This is a genomic window from Actinopolymorpha sp. B17G11 (assembly GCF_040196095.1).
Lineage (GTDB): Bacteria > Actinomycetota > Actinomycetes > Propionibacteriales > Actinopolymorphaceae > Thermasporomyces.
Genome location: NZ_JBEFTW010000009.1, coordinates 34,521 through 47,656 on the forward strand (window position 1 = coordinate 34,521; position 13,136 = coordinate 47,656).

Annotated in this window: 14 protein-coding genes; all 14 read left to right on the forward strand. The window is 69.1% G+C overall.

The genetic code is table 11. The features are described from left to right. Positions 1-367: 367 nt before the first annotated feature. The 14 genes from ABN028_RS11965 to ABN028_RS12030 all read left to right on the forward strand — a co-directional run bounded on the left by ABN028_RS11965 (position 368) and on the right by ABN028_RS12030 (position 13,067). Entirely contained in the window at positions 368-1,606 is a 1,239-nt protein-coding gene (locus ABN028_RS11965; protein ID WP_349327121.1) for a TadA family conjugal transfer-associated ATPase, read from the forward strand. Continuing rightward, positions 1,606-2,472, forward strand: a complete 867-nt coding sequence (locus tag ABN028_RS11970; RefSeq protein WP_349696650.1) for a type II secretion system F family protein — start codon at positions 1,606-1,608, stop codon at positions 2,470-2,472. The genes ABN028_RS11965 and ABN028_RS11970 overlap by 1 nt, the downstream gene beginning before the upstream one ends. Continuing rightward, positions 2,469-3,407: a type II secretion system F family protein gene (locus ABN028_RS11975; RefSeq protein WP_349327123.1), complete on the forward strand. Its 939-nt coding sequence runs from the start codon at positions 2,469-2,471 to the stop codon at positions 3,405-3,407. Before ABN028_RS11970 ends, ABN028_RS11975 begins: the two co-directional genes overlap by 4 nt. A gap of 56 nt (positions 3,408-3,463) precedes the next feature. Continuing rightward, complete coding sequence (locus tag ABN028_RS11980; protein ID WP_349327124.1) at positions 3,464-3,676, forward strand: hypothetical protein; 213 nt, start codon at positions 3,464-3,466, stop codon at positions 3,674-3,676. Then, on the forward strand, positions 3,676-4,125 hold the full coding sequence (locus ABN028_RS11985; RefSeq protein WP_349327126.1) for a TadE family protein: 450 nt from the start codon (positions 3,676-3,678) through the stop codon (positions 4,123-4,125). Before ABN028_RS11980 ends, ABN028_RS11985 begins: the two co-directional genes overlap by 1 nt. Continuing rightward, positions 4,122-4,604: a hypothetical protein gene (locus ABN028_RS11990; protein ID WP_349327127.1), complete on the forward strand. Its 483-nt coding sequence runs from the start codon at positions 4,122-4,124 to the stop codon at positions 4,602-4,604. The genes ABN028_RS11985 and ABN028_RS11990 overlap by 4 nt, the downstream gene beginning before the upstream one ends. Before the next feature lie 8 nt (positions 4,605-4,612). Continuing rightward, on the forward strand, positions 4,613-5,155 hold the full coding sequence (locus tag ABN028_RS11995; RefSeq protein WP_349327128.1) for a pilus assembly protein TadG-related protein: 543 nt from the start codon (positions 4,613-4,615) through the stop codon (positions 5,153-5,155). A 67-nt stretch (positions 5,156-5,222) separates the two neighbouring features. Then, positions 5,223-6,332 carry a peptide chain release factor 2 gene (gene prfB / locus ABN028_RS12000; protein WP_349327129.1) on the forward strand — a complete coding sequence of 370 codons (1,110 nt, stop codon included), beginning with the start codon at positions 5,223-5,225 and terminating at the stop codon, positions 6,330-6,332. 868 nt (positions 6,333-7,200) lie between these two features. Then, positions 7,201-7,890, forward strand: a complete 690-nt coding sequence (gene ftsE, locus ABN028_RS12005) for a cell division ATP-binding protein FtsE (RefSeq protein ID WP_349327130.1) — start codon at positions 7,201-7,203, stop codon at positions 7,888-7,890. Positions 7,891-7,948: 58 nt separating this feature from the next. Further along, positions 7,949-8,848 carry a permease-like cell division protein FtsX gene (gene ftsX / locus ABN028_RS12010; RefSeq protein WP_349327131.1) on the forward strand — a complete coding sequence of 300 codons (900 nt, stop codon included), beginning with the start codon at positions 7,949-7,951 and terminating at the stop codon, positions 8,846-8,848. A gap of 52 nt (positions 8,849-8,900) precedes the next feature. Then, positions 8,901-10,184, forward strand: coding sequence for a peptidoglycan DD-metalloendopeptidase family protein (locus tag ABN028_RS12015; RefSeq protein WP_349696651.1), 1,284 nt, complete (start codon positions 8,901-8,903; stop codon positions 10,182-10,184). 130 nt (positions 10,185-10,314) lie between these two features. Beyond that, positions 10,315-10,794, forward strand: coding sequence for an SsrA-binding protein SmpB (gene smpB / locus ABN028_RS12020; RefSeq protein WP_349327133.1), 480 nt, complete (start codon positions 10,315-10,317; stop codon positions 10,792-10,794). 258 nt (positions 10,795-11,052) lie between these two features. Further along, complete coding sequence (locus ABN028_RS12025) at positions 11,053-11,937, forward strand: hypothetical protein (RefSeq protein ID WP_349696652.1); 885 nt, start codon at positions 11,053-11,055, stop codon at positions 11,935-11,937. 44 nt (positions 11,938-11,981) lie between these two features. Then, positions 11,982-13,067, forward strand: a complete 1,086-nt coding sequence (locus ABN028_RS12030; protein ID WP_349696653.1) for an acyl-CoA dehydrogenase family protein — start codon at positions 11,982-11,984, stop codon at positions 13,065-13,067. Positions 13,068-13,136: the final 69 nt, after the last annotated feature.

Sequence of the window (13,136 nt, forward strand, 5' to 3'; positions counted from 1 at the left end):
GCGAGTGGTGCCCGGGCAGGGCATCGACGCCTGTTCCACGTCGACAGGCCTGGCCAGCCAGGCGAGCAGCTGGGCCTGGCCAGCTAGGCGAACAACCCGGCGCGGTACGCCCGTCGGCGCTGCCGGGACAGTGCGCGATCGGTTATGAGCACCCGGCGTGATCATCGGGGACCCGAACCGACCATGCCCTGAGATCAGTTCGGCGGGTCGCGGTCGGAAGAGACCGGGGTCTGTGGACGGTCAGTCGCCAGCACCGGGTTCGCATGACAGAATCCTCGGGCGACTTGTGAACCACGGACGGGTGCAGGGCTCGAACAGCGGTGCAGGGGGCGGCAGACGTGAGAGCTTCGCGAGGTGTATCGACCTCATGACAGCGGTCGACATCATCGACGCCGAGGTGCGCGAGGCCGTCCGCCGGGAGGGCCTCGATCCGCTCAAGGAGCCGGCGGCGATCCGCCGGCTCATCGAGCAGGCCGTGCTGAGGTACGACGAGCGCACCCTGGTCGCCACCCTGCCGCCATTGGGTGATCCGCGGGAGGTGGCCCGCGAGGTCTTCAACGCCGTCGCCGGCTTCGGCCCGCTGCAGAAGTTCCTCGACGACCCCACCGTCGAGGAGATCTGGATCAACGAGCCCTCCCGCGTCTTCATCGCCCGCAACGGCCGGAGCGAGCTCACCACCACGGTGCTCACCAACGACGAAGTGCGCGACCTCGTCGAACGGATGCTCAAGACCACCGGGCGCCGGATCGACTTCTCGACGCCGTTCGTCGACGCGATGCTGCCCGACGGCAGCCGCTTGCACGTGGTGATCCCCGACATCACGCGGACGCACTGGGCGGTCAACATCCGGAAGTTCGTCGTCCGGGCGACCCACCTGGAAGACCTCGTGGCGCTGGGCACGATCAGCACGCAGGGCGCGCAGTTCCTCGAGGCCTGCGTGGTGGCCGGCCTCAACATCCTGGTCGCGGGCGGTACGCAGGCCGGCAAGACGACGCTGCTCAACTGCCTCGGCGCCGCGGTGCCTCCTCGGGAGCGGATCATCAGCTGCGAGGAGGTCTTCGAGCTGAAGATCCCCTTGCCCGACTGGGTGCCGATGCAGACCAGGCAGTCCAACCTCGAGGGCACCGGCGAGATCCGCCTCCGCAACCTGGTCAAGGAGGCCCTGCGGATGCGGCCGAGTCGGATCATCGTCGGCGAGGTCCGCGCCGAGGAGTGCCTCGACCTGCTGATCGCGCTCAACTCCGGCCTGCCCGGCATGTGCACCATCCACGCCAACTCCGCGCGCGAGGCGATCACCAAGATGTGCACGCTGCCGCTGCTCGCCGGCGAGAACATCGGCTCGCGGTTCGTCGTTCCCACGGTGGCGGGTGCCGTCGACATCGTGGTGCACACGCAGCTGATCGACAGCGGCCGGCGCCGCGTCCGCGAGATCTGCGCCGTCCCCGGCCGGGTCGAGGGTGAGATCATCGAGCTGGAGTCGATCTTCGCACTGCGAGGCGACCGCCTCGTGCGCGGCGAGGGCTACCCCCCGCACCCCGACCGCTTCGAACGCATCGGCTACGACCTCGCCAGGCTCCTCGCCCCCCGCTTCGAAGGGGTCGCCTGATGGGAATCCTGCTCGGCCTCATGCTGGGCCTCGGCCTCGTCCTGATCATCAGGACCTTCGTCGCGCCCACCCCGAGGGCCGCCGGCAAGGCGTCCGGCCGTTCGCTGCGGGACCGGGCCGACGAGCTGCTCGTCCAGGCGGGCATCGAGTCGGTGACACCCGGCCAGCTTCTCGGAGCCTGCATCGGCGTCGGGTTCTTCATCTTCCTGGTGATGTTCGTCGTGTCCCGTGCGGTGCCGGTGGCGTTGGCCTTCGGCCTCATGGCGGCGTACGCGCCGTTCGCGCTGGTGCGCTACCGCGCCCGGGCGCGACGCCAGGAGCTGCGCGAGCTCTGGCCGGACGTCGTGGACAACCTCGCCTCCAGCGTCCGGGCGGGACTGTCGCTGTCCGAGGCGCTCACCCAGATCAGCGTCCGCGGACCGCAACCGCTCCGGCGCCCGTTCCAGCGGTTCGCCGAGGACTACCGCGCCACGGGACGCTTCAACGACTGCCTCGACCGGCTCAAGCGCAACCTCGCCGACCCGGTGGGTGACCGGATCGTCGAGTCCCTGCGGATCGCCCGCGAGGTCGGCGGGAGCGATCTGGGCCGGTTGCTGCGTACCCTCTCGTCGTTCCTGCGGGAGGACGCCCGCACGCGGTCGGAGTTGGAAGCCCGCCAGTCGTGGACGGTCAACGGCGCCCGGTTGGCGGTGGCGGCGCCCTGGATGGTCCTTGCCTTCATGTCCTTCCAGCGCGACGTGATCGCCCGCTACAACTCCCCGGTCGGCTTCCTCGTTCTCCTCATCGGTGCGGTTGTCTGCGCGGTCGCCTATCGGTTGATGCTGCGGATCGGACGGCTGCCGGAAGAAGAGCGGGTGCTGCGATGAACCTCAGCTGGTACGGCGCACTACTCGGACTCATCGCCGGCTTCGGTCTGGCGCTGGCGATCTTCCGGCTGCCGATGCTGCGCCGGCCGTCGCTGGAGAGCCGGCTCGGACCCTACGTGCGGGACGCGGCCGGTCCCGGCGCCTACGACCTGTCCGACCGTACGTTCACGCCGTTCCCGACGCTCGAACACATCCTCCGTCCGTACCTCGCGAGCGGCGCGCGGGGGCTCGAACGCACCTTGGGCGGCACCAGCCTCATCCGTCGTCGGCTCCAGCAGGCGGGGCTCGACATCGGAGTGGAGGAGTTCCGGGTCGAACAGCTGCTCTGGGGCGCCGGCGGTTTCGCCGGTGCGCTCGCGCTTTCGGTGATGGTGCTGATCAGCCGGGGTACCAACGCGATTCCGCTGCTGGTCCTGTGTGTCACGGCGTTCGTCGCGGGAGTGCTGTTGCGCGACCGGCGGCTCGTCGACCAGGTCAAGAAGCGGGAGGCGAAGATGCTCGCGGAGTTCCCGACGGTCGCGGACATGCTCGCTCTGTCGGTGACCGCGGGCGAGGGACCGGTGGCCGCGCTCGAGCGGGTCGCCAACGTCAGCAGGGGAGAGCTGGCACGCGAGTTCAAGTACGCACTGGCGCAGGCACGCACCGGCGCCAACCTCGTGCAGGCGTTGGAGAGCGTCGGCGACCGGACCAACGTGTCGATCCTGGCCCGGTTCGTCGACGGCATCGCGATCGCCGTCGAACGCGGCACGCCGCTCGCCGACGTCCTGCGCGCCCAGGCGGCCGATGTCCGCGAGGCCGGCAAGCGGCAGCTCATCGAGGCGGGCGGGCGCAAGGAGATCGGGATGATGGTGCCGATCGTCTTCCTCGTCCTACCCGTCACCGTGCTCTTCGCGTTCTTCCCGGGTGTCATCGGACTACAGATGATCTCCCCCTGACGTGTTGTCCGACAAGCCAGAGATCTCCCGTGAAAGTCACTGAGAGAGGACCGACGATGAACGCCGTAACACCTACGCTCCGGACCCTGGCGGCGCGGCTCCATGCGCGGGTCGTCACCCGGGGACGCGAGCGCGGCGACCTGGTGGGTTGGATCCTGATCACTGTGATGACCGCCGGACTGATCGCCGTCCTGTGGGCCTTCCTGGGCCCTGAGCTCGAGCAGCTGCTCCGGCAGGCGATCATGAGGGCGAGGGGCAGCATGCCCTGATGAGGCATGGAGCTGGCCTCGAACGTCGGCCGGGGCACGGCACTGGGCGGCGTGTCGTGAGAAGCGGTGGGCGACGGGCGGAGGAGGGATCGGCAGCTGTCGAGTTCGTCCTGGTCATGATCATCTTGCTGCCGCTGTTCCTCGGAATTCTGCAGCTGGGGTTGTTTCTCCATGTCCGCAACACCCTCGTGGCGTGTGCGCACGAGGGGGCCCGGCAGGCCGCGAACTACGACGCCTCCCTCGGTGACGGGCGGGCCGCGACCTTCGACTGCATCAGCGGGGTGTTGTCGGCCGGCATGGCCCGCGACATCGACCCTGTCCCGGACTCCGCGGCCGGCCAGGATCTCGTCGTCATGCGGGTCACCGCGACGATGCCGGCGATGGGCCTCTGGGGTCCGACGTTCGACTTCACGGTGGAAGGACATGCGGTCAAGGAGCCGACGCCGTGAGGGTCGGTCGATGGTGGGCCCGTCAGGTCCGCGCGCGCGTCGGCGGCGCCGGACGCGGCACGCGTGGCGAACGCGGCAACGCCATCGTGGAGTTCTGCTACCTGGGGATCCTGTTCCTCGTCCCGCTGGTCTACATCATGCTGGCGGTCTTCGACGTGCAGCGAGCGATGTACGGCGTCTCGGCGGCGACCCGCGACGCCGGCCGTGCGTACGTCCTGTCGGCGAACGTCGGCCAGGCGGAGGCGCGTGCCCGGGAGGCGGCGCGTATCGCCATGGCGGACCAGGGACTGGGACAGGGCTACGCCTTCCGATCCGCCTGCCAGGGCGGCTGCCTGCAGTCCGGGTCGAGTGTCGAGATCACCGTTCGCTACGTCGTAAGGTTCCCGTTCATCCCGGACGCGATCGGCGGACCGCTGGTGTCGTTCCCGGTGACGAGCGTCCACCGCACTCCCTACGGCGACTACCGGCAGTCGAGGTGATGGCGACGATGCGGAGACGAGTCGTCCAGCAGCGGCCTCCTCACCTGGCGCAGCGGCTGTCGTGGTGCCGGTCAACGCAGGGAGTGTGGCGGGGTGCCACGCGGCGGTCATGGCGGGGGACGCAGGCACCCGACGAGCGCGGGCAGCTCATCCCGCTCATCATCGGTTTCGGCATCATCGTCGTCCTGCTGTGTTCGGTAGTGGTGGATGCCGCGCAGGCGTTCACGTACCGGCGCGCCCTCAACGCCATCGCCGACGGCGCGGTCCTCGCCGCGAGCAACGGCATCGACAAGGAAGCCATCTACCAAGGTGGGGTCCAGGATCGCGTGCTCCTCAGCGAGGGGCTCGCCCAAGCGGAGGTCGACCAGTACGTCGCGGCCGGCAACTACAACGGCCCGGTGAGCTGCGACGCCGACGTCAACGCCACGCTCACCGAGACCACGGTGACCTGCAACGGAACGATGACGCTGCCCATCGTCAACACGATCTCCGGACAGGGAACGATCACCATCGAGGTCCAGTCCTCCGCGGAGACGTTCGCGACACCGTGAGCCTGCGCGCTGGCATGCCGCCCACCTTCGCCTGGCCGGAGGCGCCTTGCGCGTAGGCTTGGTCATTGTGGCTGGACCCGACTTCGACGCAGAGCTCAAGGCCCTCGATTCGACGCTTCGCAGCATCGAGGCCGTGCTTGACCTCGACAAACTGCGCAAAGAGATCGCCGAGCTGAGTGAGCAGGCCAGCGCACCTGACCTCTGGGACGACCAGGCCAACGCGCAGCGGGTGACGAGCCGGCTGTCGGTCAAGCAGGCCGACATCGACCGCGTGACCAGCCAGCGCCAGCGCCTCGACGACCTCGCCGTCCTGATCGAGCTGGCCGAGGCCGAGGACGACGCCGACACCCGCGCCGAAGCGGAGAAGGAGCTCGCCGACCTGCGCCGGGCGATCGAGGCGCTGGAGGTCCGCACCCTGCTGGCGGGGGAGTACGACTCCCGCGAGGCACTGGTCACGATCCGGGCCGGTGCGGGTGGCGTCGACGCGGCCGACTTCGCCGACATGCTGCTGCGGATGTATCTCCGGTGGGCCGAGCGGCACAAGTACCCGGCCGAGGTCTACGACACGTCCTACGCCGAGGAGGCCGGCATCAAGTCGGCGACCTTCGCGGTGAAGGCGCCCTACGCCTACGGCACGCTCTCGGTCGAGCAGGGCACGCACCGGCTCGTCCGGATCTCGCCGTTCGACAACCAGGGCCGCCGGCAGACGTCGTTCGCCGGCGTCGAGGTGGTGCCGGTCGTCGAGCAGTCCGATGACATCGACATCCCTGAGGACGAGATCCGGATCGACGTCTACCGTTCGTCCGGGCCGGGCGGACAGAGCGTCAACACCACCGACTCGGCCGTCCGCGTCACTCACCTGCCGACCGGACTCGTGGTCTCCTGCCAGAACGAGAAGAGCCAGATCCAGAACCGCGCCACCGCCATGACCATCCTCAAGGCCAAGCTGCTCGCGCTCAAGAAGGCGGAAGAGCGGGCCAAGATCGACGCACTCCGGGGTGATGTCGCCGGTTCGTGGGGCGACCAGATGCGCTCCTACGTCCTGCACCCGTACCAGATGGTGAAGGATCTGCGTACCGAAGAGGAGACCGGGAACCCGCAGGCGGTCTTCGACGGTGAGATCGACGACTTCATCGAGGCCGGAATCCGCTGGCGGCGTACCAGCGACGCCGCGTAGGAGCTGCCAACCGCGCATCCAGTAGTCGTCGGGCCCGGCGCAACGCCGACCGCCCTCTCTCCCGTGATCATGATCGTGATCATGAAGGCTTCCGGGGTCTATCACCCGGTTTCGCTTCACGACCCGCTTTGGCTTCATGATCCGTGCGATCGTCTCTCGAGGGAGACGGTGCCCGGCCGGCGCCGAAGCTCCCGGCGCAGGTGCAGGTGCGCACCCGAGCGTCCGGGCGGGGACCGTCGAGCCCCGTGGACTGCTCCCTCGATGCTTTGGTCCGTGTGGGTGCCGATGTGGGCGGCCGTGGGCGTTCGGCCGATTCCGTGGCCCGCTCGGTCGAACCTCCGCTCGGTCGAACCTCCGCTCGGTCGAACCTCCGCTCGGTCGAACCTCCGGTCCGCCCTGTGCCGAATGCCACCGCCCCGCGCCCTCGCCGCCCTCCGCACCACCCCCGCAGCCTCGCCCACCCCCGCAGCCTCGCCGCGCCCTCGCCCGGCCGTCCCGCATCCCGCCGCGCGGCGCCCGCCTCCCCGCACTGGCCCCTGAGTCCGTCCGCCCGGGCGTCCAGTCGCCTGATCATGAAGCGAAACCGGACTATGAAGGCAGACGGGGCAATACGTCCCGAAAGTCTTCATGATCACGATCATGATCACGGGGGAGGGCGCGGGCGGCCGAGGGGGAAAGGCCGTCCGGGTGGGGTCAGGAAATCCGGCACAAAGCGGGGACATGGGCGCTTGCGGCCGGTTCGCGTCGTACACTCGGGCGTTGGCCGCACATGCCCACGCCTTTCGTGGTGGCGCCGTCCCCCCCGGCCCCAACCTCGGGGATGTCGCTCGGCGGTGGGCAACCCCCCGACCCGGCCAGGAAGCATGCCGTGATCCGCTTCGAGAACGTCAGCAAGGTCTATGACGGACAGACCCGCCCCGCGCTCGCCGAGGTGTCCCTCGATGTCGACAAGGGCGAGTTCGTGTTCCTGGTCGGCACGTCCGGCTCAGGCAAGTCCACCTTCCTCAAGCTCGCCCTCCGCGAGCTGCGCCCGTCACGGGGGCGGGTCTTCGTCGCCGGCAAGGAGCTCAACCGGCTGGCCAGCTGGAAGGTCCCCCGGCTGCGACGCCAGATCGGCACCGTGTTCCAGGACTTCCGCCTGCTCCCCAACAAGACCGTCTTCGAGAACGTCGCCTTCGCCCTCCAGGTGATCGGCAAGCCGCGTGGTCAGATCCGCCGCGTCGTGCCGGACGTCCTCGCGCTCGTCGGTCTCGACGGCAAGGAGGACCGGATGCCGGACGAGTTGTCCGGAGGCGAGCAGCAGCGGGTGGCGATCGCGCGGGCGTTCGTCAACAGGCCGAGGATCCTCATCGCCGACGAGCCGACCGGAAACCTCGACCCGTCGACGTCGGTCGGCATCATGAAGCTGCTCGACCGGATCAACCGCACCGGCACCACGGTGATCATGGCCACGCACGACGCCAACATCGTCGACCAGATGCGCAAGCGGGTCATCGAGCTCGAAGGGGGCCGGCTTGTCCGCGACCAGTCCCGCGGCGTCTACGGCTACCAGACCTAGCGCGCACGCCGCGGCCTCGCCCGCCATGAAGATGCCCCCGACCCGACTTTAGGACGTCATGCAGATCAGGTACGCCTTCTCCGAACTCGGCACCGGCCTCCGCCGTAACGTCACCATGACGGTGGCCGTCATCGTCACCGTGTGGATCTCACTCGTGCTGTTCGGGCTCGGCCTTCTCGTCCGTTCCGAAGTGGATCTCGTCAAGGGCTTTTGGTACGACAAAGTCCAAATTGCCGTATTCATGTGCAATGACGTGTCTTCGGCACCGCAGTGTGCGAGCGGCGCGGTTAATGCCGGACAGAAGAGCGACATCAAGCAGGCGTTGACAAGCAATCCTGAGGTCAAGCGGGTCTTTCACGAGTCGCAGCAGCAGGCATTCAAGCGCTACCAGGAGATCTACAAGGATTCGGCGACAGCGGGCATCGTCGAGGCAAAGCATCTGCAGGAGTCGTTCCGGGTCAGCCTGAAGGACCCGCAGGAATATCAGGGTGTTCAGTCGGCCGTGCAGGGACTCCCGGGCGTGTTCAGCGTGCAGGACTCCCGTGAGGTGCTCGAGCCGCTCTTCAAGGGCCTCAACGGCCTCCAGTGGATCTCGATCGGATTGGCGGGGGGCCTGCTGATAGCGGGTGTTCTGCAGATCAGCAACACGATCCGGTTGACGGTGTTCAGCCGCCGACGTGAGATCGGCATCATGCGGCTGGTCGGTGCGTCGAACTTCTATATCCAACTGCCCTTCATCGTCGAAAGCGTTGTGGCGGCACTCGTTGGTGCGCTACTTGCCTGCGGGACGCTCGCGTTCACCCCCTATGTCACGTCCCGGCTACGGACCGATATCAGAGTGGTTCCGTGGATCGGGTGGGAAGAGACATTTACGGCAATGCCGGTGCTTATCGGAGTCGGCGGTTTACTCGCGGTTGTGGCATCTTTCGTCACTCTCCGGAAATACCTCTCCGTCTGAGCGTTATCCCCTATTGTCGTCCCGGACATCCGGAACAAATGAGGGGCGGGTCGTGGTCGGACAATTCCCCGATATCGGCGGGAACGGTGCGTCGTGGAACACCAACCGGAGCGGGCGTCGGCGCCGACTGATCGGAGTCGCGGTCGCGTTGGCGGTGCTGACCGTCTGCGCGGGGCTGCCGCAGGCACTCGCCGATCCGGAGGATGACAAGCGCCGGGTCGAACGCCAGATCGACGGTGCGAAGTCCGACCTCGACGATTCCTCGGCACACCTGGTCGCGGCGATCCGTGCCGCGTCGTCGGCCCAGAAGGCGCTGGCGACGGCCAGAACCAGACTGGCGGCGGCCAGGGGAAAGCTCGCCGCGGCGCGGGCGAAGGACGCCGCGATGGCGGCCCAACTCGCCGATGCGCGTCGCGCGGTCAGCGCCGCCGTCGCAGCGGAGACTCGTGCCGAGGAACGGCTCGAGGCCCAGGTTGGCGAGATCGCCGCGTTCGCGAACGCGAGCTACCAGGGATCGCGGGCCGCGGAGATCTCGGCCGTGCTCAAGAGCAAGAACATCACCGACCTTCTCTCGGCGGCGCAGATCGTTGCGAGTGTCAGTGACTCGCAGCGCACAGCCATGGACCGGCTCGACGCCGCCCGGGTCGCTCTCGCCGGCCGGCGGGACGCGCGGGTCACGGCGGAACAGGCGGTGCAGGCCCACCGGCAGCTGGCGGCGGAGAACCTCGACCGGATGCGGCAGCTCGAGCGTCAGGCCCGCTCAGCGGAGGCCGCCGTACGCCAGCTCGTGGACGAGCGGCAGGCGGCCAAGGCGGCCGCCGAGCGGGCCAAGCGGGAGGACACACGCAGGTACAAGGCGCTGGTCGCGGAGCGAGAGCGGATCGAACGCATCCTCCGGGAGCAGGCCGAGCGCGATCGGGCGGGCGGCGGCGGTGGCTCAGTCGGGGACCTGATCCGACCCGTCGACGCGCCGATCACCTCGCAGTACGGCATGCGGTTCCATCCGGTCCTGCGGGTGTGGAAACTGCATGACGGTACGGACTTCGGCGCGAGTTGTGGGACGCCGATCCGGGCCGCCGCGTCGGGCACGGTCATGTCCCGCTACTACAACGAGGGCTACGGCAACCGGGTGCTGGTCTCCCACGGGCTGATCGACGGCGACTCGATCGTCACGGCGTACAACCACCTGTCCAGCTACGCCGTCAGCAGCGGCGAGCGGGTGAGTCAGGGGGAGATCGTCGGCTACGTCGGCTCGACCGGCTACTCGACCGGCTGTCACCTGCACTTCATGGTCTACCGCGACGGGGACACGGTGGATCCCATGGACTACCTCTGATCCGAAAATCGACGGTCAGTGGGCAGGCCGGCAGCGTCCGGCTGCCCACTGACCGTCGATTTTCGGATGAGCGTCACGTCGCGAGGGATCCTCCCGAAAGGCGCTTGCGGCCGTCCGGGAAGATGGAGGGATGGCCAAGGAGCGCGGACGCCGGCTGATTGCGCAGAACCGCAAGGCGCGGCACGACTACCACATCGACGAGACGTTCGAGGCTGGTCTCGTCCTCACCGGTACGGAGGTGAAGTCCCTCCGCGCCGGACGTGCGACCCTCGCCGACGGCTATGCCGTGGTCATGGACGGTGAGATCTGGCTCCAAGGCGTCCATATCGCCGAATACACCCAAGGCACCTGGACCAACCATCCACCGCGGCGTACCCGGAAGTTGCTGCTGCACCGCAAGGAGATCGAACGGATCGGCGCGGCCACCCGGGAGAGCGGGATCACGATCGTCCCGCTCGCGATGTACTTCAAGGACGGCCGGGTGAAGATCGAGATCGGTCTGGCCCGCGGCAAGCGCAACTACGACAAGCGGCAGGCCATCGCCAAGCGAGAGGCCGACCGGGAGACCGCCCGCGCGATGGCGCACAAGAACAGCGGTCGCGACCGCTGAGCGGCAGTCGTCCGCGCTCAGCGCGGCCACGACGAGGTGTGACGAGCCGGAGGGGCGACGCCGCACGCGGTCGGCACATCCCCGCCGCCGCTTGCCCTCCAGCGCTTGTGACGCCGCGCTTTGAGTAGTTCACCCACCGCGATCTGGGTCGGCGTACTCATGTGACGACATCCTGCGGGCCAGCAAGCTTGTCGATGTGCGGAGCCTCCATCACACGGGCGGTGACACCGTCTCGTCGAACAGTCTCGGAGGACGCCGATGCGGGACACGATTCTTGCGGCGCTCGGATGTAGTGGTGCGGTCCTCGGTGTGTCACGGTTGTGGCTCGCCGGGGAGCGGGTGGCGCGGGTGCGGTGGCTGGCCACGGGATACGACCTCGACCTTGCGCGGCTGGTCGTGGCCCTGCCGCTCATGTGGCTCATCTCGTCGGCGCTCCTGTGGTACCTCGACGTGCCAAGGCCGGGGCTCGTGCCGGTGCTCGCGGCGGGCAGTGCGGTCATCGTGTCCGCGTGCCTCGGCCGGCTGCTCTTCCTGGGCGCGACTGTCGTACGCCTGACGGTCGCCGGTGCGGCCCTGCTCGTCGTCATGCTGGCGGCCGGCTGGTGGGCGTGGGCGGCCGCGCCCGGCCGGTCGTGGTCGTTGCGGTTCGGGCTGCTCGCCGCGCTCGGCGCCCTCGCGGTCTGCGAATGGTGGTGTGCCGGCTCACTGGACGTCGCGGTCAAACGGCGGGAGATCCTCTCGACCGGCGTACGCCCGATCGTCGTCGAGGACCCGGCCTGGGAGTTGGACTACGTCTACGTCTCGCCGGATCGGCGGTATGTCAGCGTGGGCTATGAGAATCCGGGCGCGGACAACTCACTCTCCGTCGACCTGCTGGGGCCGGTGGGCGGCCCGGCCGTCGAGAGCGGCCCGGTCGAGGGCGACACGACGGGCGGGGCGGGCGCGCGGCACGGCACGCCGGCCTGGACCGGCTTCGAGCGGAACACCGCGCAACGCTTCCTTGTGACGGTCGGGGACCAGTTGGTACGGCTCGAGTTCGACCACGGCGACGTGCACGAGGACGAGGTGGCCCGCCTCAGCACCCGGATGCGCCAGGTGGACGCGGGCGAACTCGCTCTCCGGGACGCGGCCCGCGCCCGGTGAGCAGCGCGACCGACTGGACCGGCGTGCATGGCAGGATGCGGGGCGTGGAACCGGCGGAAGGTTCGGAGGACTGGCGTGCGTCGCCCTTGTGGCGAGCCGCCGAGCGGTTGGCGAGGGACCTGCTCGCCCCTCACGCGGCCGAGGTCGACGCCTCGACGGTCCCGCGTACGCACCTGGACGCGTTCGGGAAGGCGGGCCTGCTGGGCATCGCGGCACCGGGGGAGGACGGCGGAAGCGACGCGCCGCCCGCTCTCGCCCGGCGGATCCAGCAGGTGCTGGCCGGTGCCGACTGCGCGACCTGGTTCGTGTCCGCCCAACACCACGGGACCGTACGCATGGTCGCCGACAGCAATGCTGAGTGTCGGCGGGAGTTGCTGCCCCGGCTGGTCACCGGCGAGCAGATCGCGGGCACGGCGTTCGCCCACCTGCGCCGTTGGCCGGACCGCCCGGTCGAGACGGAGCGGGTGTCCGGCGGCTGGCGGTTCACCGGCGACGCGCCGTGGTTCACCGGCTGGGGCCTGAACGACGTCTGCGCCCTGGGCGGGGCGACGACCGACGGGGAAGTGGTCTTCGGCATCATCGACGCCCGGCCTCAACCAGGGCTCATGGCGTCGGACCCGATCCGGATGGCCGCGATGACGGCGACGCGGACCGTGCGGCTGCGCTTTGACCAGTTGGTCGTACCCGACTCCCTCATCGTCTCGCGGACGCCGATCGAGCCGTGGCTGCGCTCCGACCGCCGGCAGACCGTCAATCCGAACCCCGCCGTGTTCGGTGTGACCGAGGCGGCGATCCGTCACCTGGCCACCCGGAGCGAGGACGCCGACCTGGCGGTGGGCGTCGCAGCCGCCCGGCGGTTGGGTGAGCGCCTCGCCGCGGCGCAGGCCGAGGCCGACCGTCTGCTCGACCACGTACCCCCCGACGAGGCACACGACGAACGGCTCGCCTTCCGTGCCGAGGTCCAGCGACTGATGGTCGACGCGACGACCGCACTCGTGGTCGCCGGGGCTGGACGCTCGTTGACGTTGACGGATCCGGCCCAGCGGCTCGCCCGGGAGGCGGCGTTCCTCCTCGTCCAGGCTCAGACCCGACCCGCTCGTGAGGTGCTGCTACGGCAGTGGGTGAGCTGAGGGTCCGACTCCCGTCCGGCAGGGGCCTGAAATGTCGGGTCGGCGCCCTAAGCTGGGCCAACCGTTGCG

Bases quoted from the DNA above. Each gene is read 5' to 3' on its own strand.
- ABN028_RS11965 (WP_349327121.1), top strand. From the start codon at position 368: ATGACAGCGGTCGACATCATCGACGCCGAGGTGCGCGAGGCCGTCCGC.
- ABN028_RS11970 (WP_349696650.1), top strand. From the start codon at position 1,606: ATGGGAATCCTGCTCGGCCTCATGCTGGGCCTCGGCCTCGTCCTGATC.
- ABN028_RS11975 (WP_349327123.1), top strand. From the start codon at position 2,469: ATGAACCTCAGCTGGTACGGCGCACTACTCGGACTCATCGCCGGCTTC.
- ABN028_RS11980 (WP_349327124.1), top strand. From the start codon at position 3,464: ATGAACGCCGTAACACCTACGCTCCGGACCCTGGCGGCGCGGCTCCAT.
- ABN028_RS11985 (WP_349327126.1), top strand. From the start codon at position 3,676: ATGAGGCATGGAGCTGGCCTCGAACGTCGGCCGGGGCACGGCACTGGG.
- ABN028_RS11995 (WP_349327128.1), top strand. From the start codon at position 4,613: ATGCGGAGACGAGTCGTCCAGCAGCGGCCTCCTCACCTGGCGCAGCGG.
- ftsX (WP_349327131.1), top strand. From the start codon at position 7,949: ATGCAGATCAGGTACGCCTTCTCCGAACTCGGCACCGGCCTCCGCCGT.
- smpB (WP_349327133.1), top strand. From the start codon at position 10,315: ATGGCCAAGGAGCGCGGACGCCGGCTGATTGCGCAGAACCGCAAGGCG.
- ABN028_RS12025 (WP_349696652.1), top strand. From the start codon at position 11,053: ATGCGGGACACGATTCTTGCGGCGCTCGGATGTAGTGGTGCGGTCCTC.